Annotated in this window: 12 protein-coding genes; all 12 read left to right on the top strand. The window is 39.7% G+C overall.

Annotation, left to right across the window (positions count from 1 at the left end; genetic code table 11):
* Nucleotides 1-194 precede the first annotated feature (194 nt).
* Complete coding sequence (locus IQR33_RS31260; RefSeq protein ID WP_064368480.1) at nt 195-500, top strand: hypothetical protein; 306 nt, start codon at nt 195-197, stop codon at nt 498-500.
* 138 nt (nt 501-638) lie between these two features.
* Complete coding sequence (locus IQR33_RS31250) at nt 639-944, top strand: hypothetical protein (protein ID WP_182039454.1); 306 nt, start codon at nt 639-641, stop codon at nt 942-944.
* Between the two features lie 177 nt (nt 945-1,121).
* A complete protein-coding gene (locus tag IQR33_RS31240; protein WP_054575061.1) occupies nt 1,122-1,643 on the top strand; it encodes a GNAT family N-acetyltransferase in 522 nt (173 codons plus the stop codon).
* A 104-nt stretch (nt 1,644-1,747) separates the two neighbouring features.
* Entirely contained in the window at nt 1,748-2,149 is a 402-nt protein-coding gene (locus IQR33_RS31235) for a DUF2007 domain-containing protein (protein WP_054579579.1), read from the top strand.
* Nucleotides 2,150-2,292: 143 nt separating this feature from the next.
* Nucleotides 2,293-2,901, top strand: coding sequence for a pyridoxamine 5'-phosphate oxidase family protein (locus IQR33_RS31230; RefSeq protein WP_005389306.1), 609 nt, complete (start codon nt 2,293-2,295; stop codon nt 2,899-2,901).
* Between the two features lie 141 nt (nt 2,902-3,042).
* Entirely contained in the window at nt 3,043-3,456 is a 414-nt protein-coding gene (locus IQR33_RS31225; RefSeq protein WP_054575060.1) for an RDD family protein, read from the top strand.
* Between the two features lie 131 nt (nt 3,457-3,587).
* On the top strand, nt 3,588-4,148 hold the full coding sequence (locus tag IQR33_RS31220; RefSeq protein ID WP_005377080.1) for a sugar O-acetyltransferase: 561 nt from the start codon (nt 3,588-3,590) through the stop codon (nt 4,146-4,148).
* A 256-nt stretch (nt 4,149-4,404) separates the two neighbouring features.
* Nucleotides 4,405-4,950, top strand: a complete 546-nt coding sequence (locus IQR33_RS31215) for a GNAT family N-acetyltransferase (protein ID WP_053304370.1) — start codon at nt 4,405-4,407, stop codon at nt 4,948-4,950.
* A 142-nt stretch (nt 4,951-5,092) separates the two neighbouring features.
* Nucleotides 5,093-5,734: an alanine--tRNA ligase-related protein gene (locus IQR33_RS31210; protein WP_193837333.1), complete on the top strand. Its 642-nt coding sequence runs from the start codon at nt 5,093-5,095 to the stop codon at nt 5,732-5,734.
* A gap of 143 nt (nt 5,735-5,877) precedes the next feature.
* Nucleotides 5,878-6,165, top strand: coding sequence for a putative quinol monooxygenase (locus tag IQR33_RS31205; RefSeq protein ID WP_005377083.1), 288 nt, complete (start codon nt 5,878-5,880; stop codon nt 6,163-6,165).
* A gap of 143 nt (nt 6,166-6,308) precedes the next feature.
* A complete protein-coding gene (locus IQR33_RS31200; protein WP_031781322.1) occupies nt 6,309-6,605 on the top strand; it encodes an antibiotic biosynthesis monooxygenase family protein in 297 nt (98 codons plus the stop codon).
* Between the two features lie 81 nt (nt 6,606-6,686).
* Nucleotides 6,687-7,152 (top strand): hypothetical protein (locus IQR33_RS31195; protein WP_193844308.1); only part of this gene is annotated, 466 nt, incomplete at its 3' end.

Genomic DNA, 7,152 nt, shown 5'->3' with positions numbered 1-7,152 from the left:
AAGTCAGATTGTGAGTTATTTGAACAGCAAGTGTTGGCACTGAAGAAATTCGTATAACAAATTGTTCAAGAGTGATTCGGCACGCGTGGCATTTTTACCATGCGTTGGTTTTAGTGTTTAAGGTGGTATGCGGAGTCTTCGGTATTGCGTGCCTCACCCCTTAACAGAGCGTTAGACAAATAAAAGGAAAACATATGACACTTGGGTGGTTAATTCTTCTTTCATTTCTACACATTGCAGTTTGTCTTTTTAGCCCTTTTGTGTTTTTCATTGTCGTATTTCAACTGCGTGAATTTGAACTTTCTAAACATCACTCAGATATCTGTATGGCTTTAGGTGGAGCATATGTCATTTCGACAATTGTGAGTGTAATTATAGTTTTTAATTACTACCTTGCTGATAGTCAGGAACCATACTATTGGTGGTTTGCAATGCCTTGGGCACTATTGGGCGCTATTATTGTGTACATATTGAAAGTAGCGAAGGTAAAATTTGCCTAACAAACTGTTCAAGAGGGATTCGCAACGCGTGGCATTTTTGCTATGCGTTGACTTTAGTGTTTAAGGTGGTAGGCGTTCGCTTCGGTAATGCGTTGCTCACACCTTAACAGGGCGTTAGCAATCAGGGAGAAATTGGAGTTGAGTGGTTATCAATCGAATTTAGAAAGTCAACTGAACATGCTCAGTGAGACTTGGAGTTCATTAATAAGTAACGGAATCATCAACGAAACAGAGTTAGTTCTAGAATTTAGTTACTTATGTCCAAATAAAGCATCAGCCATTCAACTAAACGATGCTCTCGAAAACTATGAGTCATTGATCAGAAGTGAGGGGTTTATTAACCGTTCATGGTTTGTTGAAGGATATTCTCACCCGACAACGGTAACCAAAGACATCCTTGCTCAATGGTTAGACTTTATGGTTACAAAAGGTTGGGAGTTTTAATGTACCTTTGATGGTTTTGGGGCTTCGTTTAGTTAAATTGCTAACAAACTGTTTAAGAGTGATTCGCAACGCGTGGCATTTTAACTGTGCGTTGAGCTCAGTGATTAAATCGGTATGCGGAAGGTTCGGTATTGCGTTGCTCAACTCCAAAAGGTCATTAATACTCAAAGGTCAAATATGGATATTTACCCAGAAATCGAGTTATCTAAAGCACAGCATAATGCAATTGAAGCTCTTAGAAACCAGTCGTTTCCTGAACATCAAGTTACTCGCTCTTACTATAAGCAACTCCCGCATATGAGAGTTCTGAATTACGAAGGTGATCAGTTAGTTGGTTACATGGGATTAGACTACAGAGTTGTTCGCGTTGGTGATGAAATTTATAAAGTATTAGGTGTGAGTGACTTTTGTGTCGAGAGCAAAGTTCAAAGACAAGGTATTGGCACAACAATGTTGTCTCAACTCAGCGAGTATGCGTCCACTAAAGATGTCGACTTCATCATTTTAGTCTCCGATTTGGAGCGTTTTTATGTGGCTAATGGTTATATGCGCCTTAACTCTCTAAGTTCTTGGTTGCGAGTTCACGAACATAAAAATTACGGTGTCGCTGTGGAGCAACTAGATGATTTATATGTTAAACCTATCAGCGGTAAAACTTGGGCTGTTGGTCATATAGATTGGTTAGGGTATATGTATTAGTCTGTAGTGGGCTAATAAATTGTTCAAAAAGAAATACTACACGTGGCATTTCCAATTAGCGTTTCTTATACCTTACGGGAGCGCTTTCCCACAAGGAGTAATATGTGATTGTAGTAGCAAGGTTTTCTTTTCCTCATGAAGCTCATATTGCGAGAGCAAGCCTAGATAGTGTCGGAATAGAAAGTTACATCGCTGACGAGCACACGGTAAATACTCAGTGGCTTTATTCAAATGCAATTGGCGGCGTCCGTCTGATGGTGGACGAAAGTGATGCAGAAGATGCGAAACAAATACTTAGTAGCGATTTCTCAGAATCATTGGGAAATGAAGTTGACGTTGATGAAGAAAAAGACGTTTGCCCTAAATGTGGTAGTAAAGATCTATTTGCATTTACAAAAGGTAAACGCCCAGCTTTCTTAGTTTTTATTTTACTGGGTTTTCCACTGTTTTTTTACAAGCATGGTTATAAGTGTAAGCAGTGTGGGGAGTTTAGTGAAAAACTTTAAATCTTTAGATAACAAGGTATTAAAGAGATAATTTGTACTCGTAGTATTTTTACGATGAGTTATGTCGAGTGCTTATACAAGAAGTCAGAGTTACTGCTTGCTTACAAGCAAAGCATTATACGATAGTGAAGGAATAACATTGAATGAGTGAAATTAAAACAATAGAGCAGTTAAAAGAAATTTACGCAGAGCCAAGTGCGAGAGCTAAAAATAAAGCTCTGCCTGTGCTGGATGTTCATGCGATTACATTAATTAATAACTGCCATTTTGCAGTTCTAAGTACCGCTGATTCACAAGGGTATATCGATCTTTCTCCTAAAGGAGGGGAGCCTGGCTTCGTAAAAGTTTTAGATGAATCAACATTGTTGCTCCCTGATAGCTCGGGGAACAATCGTATCGATAGTCTAAAAAATATCATTAGTAACCCCAAGGTAGGGTTGTTATTGATGGTAAATGGTATTGATGAAGTGCTCCGTATTAAAGGAATCGCAAGTATTCACACCGACGCCAACTTGATATCTGCTTGCCCCGATGGAAGTAAAGATCCTAAGGTTGTTATCAAAATAGTCATAGAGAGTATGTACTTTCATTGTGCAAAAGCGGTGATGAGAGGGAAACTTTGGTCTGATGACTATAAAGTAAATCGCTCAATTCTCCCTTCATTAGCTCAAATCTTTAAAGATCAACAAAAGTTAGAAAGTAAAGCGCTTAATCAAGAAGAGATGTTGAAATATTACCAATCTAGCCTTTAGAACAAGCGTGGTAATATATTGAAAAGATAGAAAAATCAGGTTCGACCGTGCTCTGCGGAAGTATGGATTAGGTTTAGTGGGGATGTTACTGTCTCAATAATGTTAGTTCACCAATAAGCAATTGTTAGTCCAAATTTTAAAATGAAAAATGCAGAAAAATTTACTCTAGAAAATTACGTTTTGGCTAGTCCGGGAGCTAGGTGTGTTGGACAAATGATTGATCTTTTTGTCAGTTTTAGCATTTTTACTCTCGTTTTATGGGTCGGCTTAGAAATCGGTATTGAAAAAGAGCTTGTGCGCGCTACAGCAGTAACTGCGACTGTATCGTATTACCTTTTTTCTGATTGTTTACCAAATGGTCAAAGTGTGGGTAAAAAACTTTTGGGCATTGCAGTTATAAGTGCAAGAACGGGTAAAAAGTGCAATATTTTTCAGTCGCTCTTTCGAAATGTTATTACTCCATTCTTCGGTTTTATTGACTCAATTTTCATTCTTGGTAAAAAGAGGCAACGTCTCGGTGATAAGTTAGTGAGAACGGTGGTGGTAGTGCACTAAATTGATAGCGCTGAGGACTAGGGTTCAAGTCGGGCTTTGTTTTCGTGGTGGAACAGCCTCGCTTAGGAGGTAGCGTTACTCACATACTTAATGTAGCGTTGTAAGAAAATTGGTATTGGAGTCCAAGTTTTATGTCAGAAAAAGAGAAAATGTTAGCAGGTGAGCTTTATGACCCAAGTGATGAAGAGTTATTAAAGTTAAGGTTGAGCGCTAGGTTACTAACTGAAAAATTGAATGCCACGTCTGTTGAGCATAAACAAAAGCGAGTTCAAATAACTAAGCGCTTGTTCGGCACAACAGGGGACGATATTCATGTTGAATCTTCTTTCAATTGCGACTACGGATCCAACATTCACGTTGGAGATAATTTTTACGCTAATTTTGGTTGTGTGATTTTGGATGTTGCGGAAGTTAAGTTTGGTGATAACTGTTTACTTGGGCCTCAAGTTGGCATTTATACTGCGACTCATCCCTTAGATCCTATCGAGAGGAACAGTGGTTTAGAGCTAGCAAAGCCCATAAACATTGGTGACAATTGTTGGATAGGTGGCCATGCCGTAATCAACCCTGGCGTAACACTTGGGAACAACGTGGTGGTAGCCTCTGGCGCAGTCGTTACAAAGAGTTTTAGAGACAATGTCGTTGTTGGTGGCAACCCAGCCAGAGTACTGAAGGAAATCGTCACTAAGTGATAATAAAGTATATGGACTATTTTGAGCCTGAGTTTAGGACTTGTGATCAACTCACCCCAAGCTTTGAGGCGTTCAACGGTTACTTGTTGACGCACTTGAATGTCTAAAATTTGCTTCAATATAGAGTCGTTACACGTGGCGCTTTTGTCGCGCGTTGAGCTTGTTTAAAAGTCTCATACGAAATCATTTGTATTACGTGTCTCACACTTTTATTGGATTTTCGTCACCAATAACAAACCAAAAGGCTGACCCCAAAATGTTAGTAACAAAGATTGAAACGGAACGATTAATTCTAAGAGAGCTAGTTGAAGATGATGCAAGCGAATTGTTTGACATCTTCTCAGACCATGAGGTCATGAAATATTGGAACTCTGGCCCTTGGGTTTCAATTGAAGAAGCGCGGACATTTATAGCCAAGAGTACACAGGCCATGAATAGCAATACAGAAGTGACACTAGGCATCTTCCTAAAGAGCAATGGCCAACTTCTGGGTAAGATAATGCTGTTTAATCACGTGAAAGAGTCTAGGCGCGCAGAAATTGGCTTTGGCGTTAGTCGTCATTTCTGGGGTAAAGGCATTGTATTAGAGGCGGGAACTGCATTAATCGAACACGCATTCAAAACACTGAATCTACGTCGAATCGAGGCTGAGATAGATCCAGACAATACTTCTTCAGGTAAAGTCTTGGAACGGTTAGGTTTTATAAAGGAAGGTTTCCTAAGGCAGCGTTGGGAAGTGAATGGAGTAGTCTCAGATTCCGCAATTTACGGGTTGTTAGCTAAACCCCTAGACAGCGTTTAGTATCCGGCCTTAAACGCATCTAATAGGTCTAGCCTGCTCGTGCTCTATACACAGCCTTACATTTGACGGTGAGGTTTCTTGAATTGACTTGGTGGTCACTGAATGTACTATCAAAGATAGGACTTACTGCAAGGATAGCAGCATGAGCGAGAAATTATTTTGGGTTAATCCCTACCAAACAGAACTTAACTCAAGAGTGAGCAATGTAGACGGAAATAAGGTTGAATTGGACCAGACTATCTTCTTTGCAGAGTCTGGAGGCCAAGAGAGTGATAAAGGAACGATTAATGGTATTCCGGTTTTGATTGCTCAAAAGTTAGGTGTTCGACTTATTTACACATTGGAATCCTCTCCAAATTTTACTCTTGGTGACATTGTAACTACGAATATTGATTGGAAGCGTAGATACGCCTTAATGAAGCTACACTTTGCGGCTGAAGTGGTGCTCGAGATGTTTTATCAGCGTCGGGAAGGCATTGTTAAGATAGGCGCGCATATTTCTGAAAATAAGAGTCGCATAGATTTCGAGTGGTCTGAAAGTATTGGCCCGCTATTGAAAGAAATTGAAACTGATGTGCAAGCTTTGATTAACTCTGATTCAGTTATTATTAGTGACTTTTCCGATCAAGAGAGTGAAAGAAGGTATTGGAGAGTGGATGGGTTTGCGCAAGTACCTTGCGGTGGCACTCATTTAAAGCGCACATCAGAAGTCGGCCAAATTCAATTAAAACGCAAGAACATCGGTAAAGGCAAAGAAAGGGTTGAGATAACCTTATGCTCGTAAGTCGATAGGGCATTAGAAATAGATTCCTAACAAGTGGCATTTCAATTCATGGTGAGATTCACATTTGCGATATGATGGTTGAGATTGAGGGCGTGTTGGCTACTTCTTAACGAAACGCTACACGATAGGGGCGGGAGGATGATATGTCGAAAGTTACATTGAAAGGCTTTATTTTAGTTCCGGAAAAGGATCTAGAATTAGTAAAACATGCGTTAATAACTCACAAAAGGCTCACGTTAGAAGAGCCGGGCTGCCTTACTTTTCTTGTGACTCAAAGCTCGACTAATCCGTTTCGTTTTGATGTCTATGAGGAGTTCGTCGACAAAGCCTCTTTTAAACAACATCAGGAAAGAGTTCAAGCCTCACATTGGGGAAAAGTAACAGCCAATGTTAAACGGCAATACGAAATCTTTGAATGTGTGCATGACTAATCGAATCGGAGTGATTTAGAGCGTTTACGCTTTGTTTTTTAGATTGCTCTACGCTCTACTATGTTGCTTTATTCATCTATTAACCTGGCTTAGTGTTCTTGATACTTTGCCGTATTAAATCTAGAAATTTTAATGGAAGTGTTATGTTTAGAGTTGTGTATGAATGGCGTGTGCCAAGTGAAAAAATGGATGAGTTTCAAAATATATGGCGTTCGACGACAGATTCAATTCATGAGTCAGTAGATGGGGCGCTTGGTAGTTTTATGCTTCGTTCTTACGATGTACCGGAAAAGGTTTTAACTATTGCCAAGTGGCGAACACGTGAAGACTGGGAGCGGTTTTGGGGAACTAGTAACCCAGAAAAAATGAAGAAGATGAGTGAAATTGCAGAGCGTATTTCAGTTGAACCATTCGATGAAATTGAAGATAGAACTAAGTAGGGCAATAGAAACGTTAAAGTGATGCCTAATGAACAGTTTGGCGGACAATATGAAAGACAACCTTAACCAAGGAATAGGGTTATGCAGATTTTAATCGTTGGAGGTAGTAAGGGTCTAGGAAGGTTCTTGGCTACGAACTTACAGGGTACAGAAATTTATGCGATTTCTAGATCAAAGCTAGTTGAGGAGGGAGTCGCTTCTGTTTGTATTGACGTTGATCCCGGTAAAAAGCCAGATTATACGTGCTTCAAAGGTGTAGAGTTTGACATCATAGTTTATTTGGCGTCGATGTGGGGAGAGTCTTTAGAATTGACAACAAACGAACTGATTGAGTTTATGAATGTTGGTCCGATTGGGTATCTTAATTTAGTCAATGAGCTTAACGCTTTAGGTTCACTTAACGATAAATGCAATATTGTATCTATTGGCTCTACAGCAGAGCTTTCAGAAAGTAGTGAATACCCTGCATTCGCCCTCAGTAAAAGATTACTCAAAGATATTTCTAGCCAGCTGCAAAACGTTTATCGTGATTACCGCTTTACTCACT

This window comes from Vibrio sp. OPT46, assembly GCF_015163535.1.
Taxonomy (GTDB): domain Bacteria; phylum Pseudomonadota; class Gammaproteobacteria; order Enterobacterales; family Vibrionaceae; genus Vibrio; species Vibrio alginolyticus.
Note: the sequence above shows the minus strand (reverse complement) of the source record. Positions and strands in the feature narration are given on the sequence as shown.

Excerpts from the sequence above, each read along its gene's own strand:
- IQR33_RS31220 (WP_005377080.1), top strand. The coding sequence starts at position 3,588 with ATGTCAGAAAAAGAGAAAATGTTAGCAGGTGAGCTTTATGACCCAAGT.
- IQR33_RS31230 (WP_005389306.1), top strand. The coding sequence starts at position 2,293 with ATGAGTGAAATTAAAACAATAGAGCAGTTAAAAGAAATTTACGCAGAG.
- IQR33_RS31225 (WP_054575060.1), top strand. The coding sequence starts at position 3,043 with ATGAAAAATGCAGAAAAATTTACTCTAGAAAATTACGTTTTGGCTAGT.
- IQR33_RS31260 (WP_064368480.1), top strand. The coding sequence starts at position 195 with ATGACACTTGGGTGGTTAATTCTTCTTTCATTTCTACACATTGCAGTT.
- IQR33_RS31215 (WP_053304370.1), top strand. The coding sequence starts at position 4,405 with ATGTTAGTAACAAAGATTGAAACGGAACGATTAATTCTAAGAGAGCTA.
- IQR33_RS31205 (WP_005377083.1), top strand. The coding sequence starts at position 5,878 with ATGTCGAAAGTTACATTGAAAGGCTTTATTTTAGTTCCGGAAAAGGAT.
- IQR33_RS31240 (WP_054575061.1), top strand. The coding sequence starts at position 1,122 with ATGGATATTTACCCAGAAATCGAGTTATCTAAAGCACAGCATAATGCA.
- IQR33_RS31200 (WP_031781322.1), top strand. The coding sequence starts at position 6,309 with ATGTTTAGAGTTGTGTATGAATGGCGTGTGCCAAGTGAAAAAATGGAT.
- IQR33_RS31210 (WP_193837333.1), top strand. The coding sequence starts at position 5,093 with ATGAGCGAGAAATTATTTTGGGTTAATCCCTACCAAACAGAACTTAAC.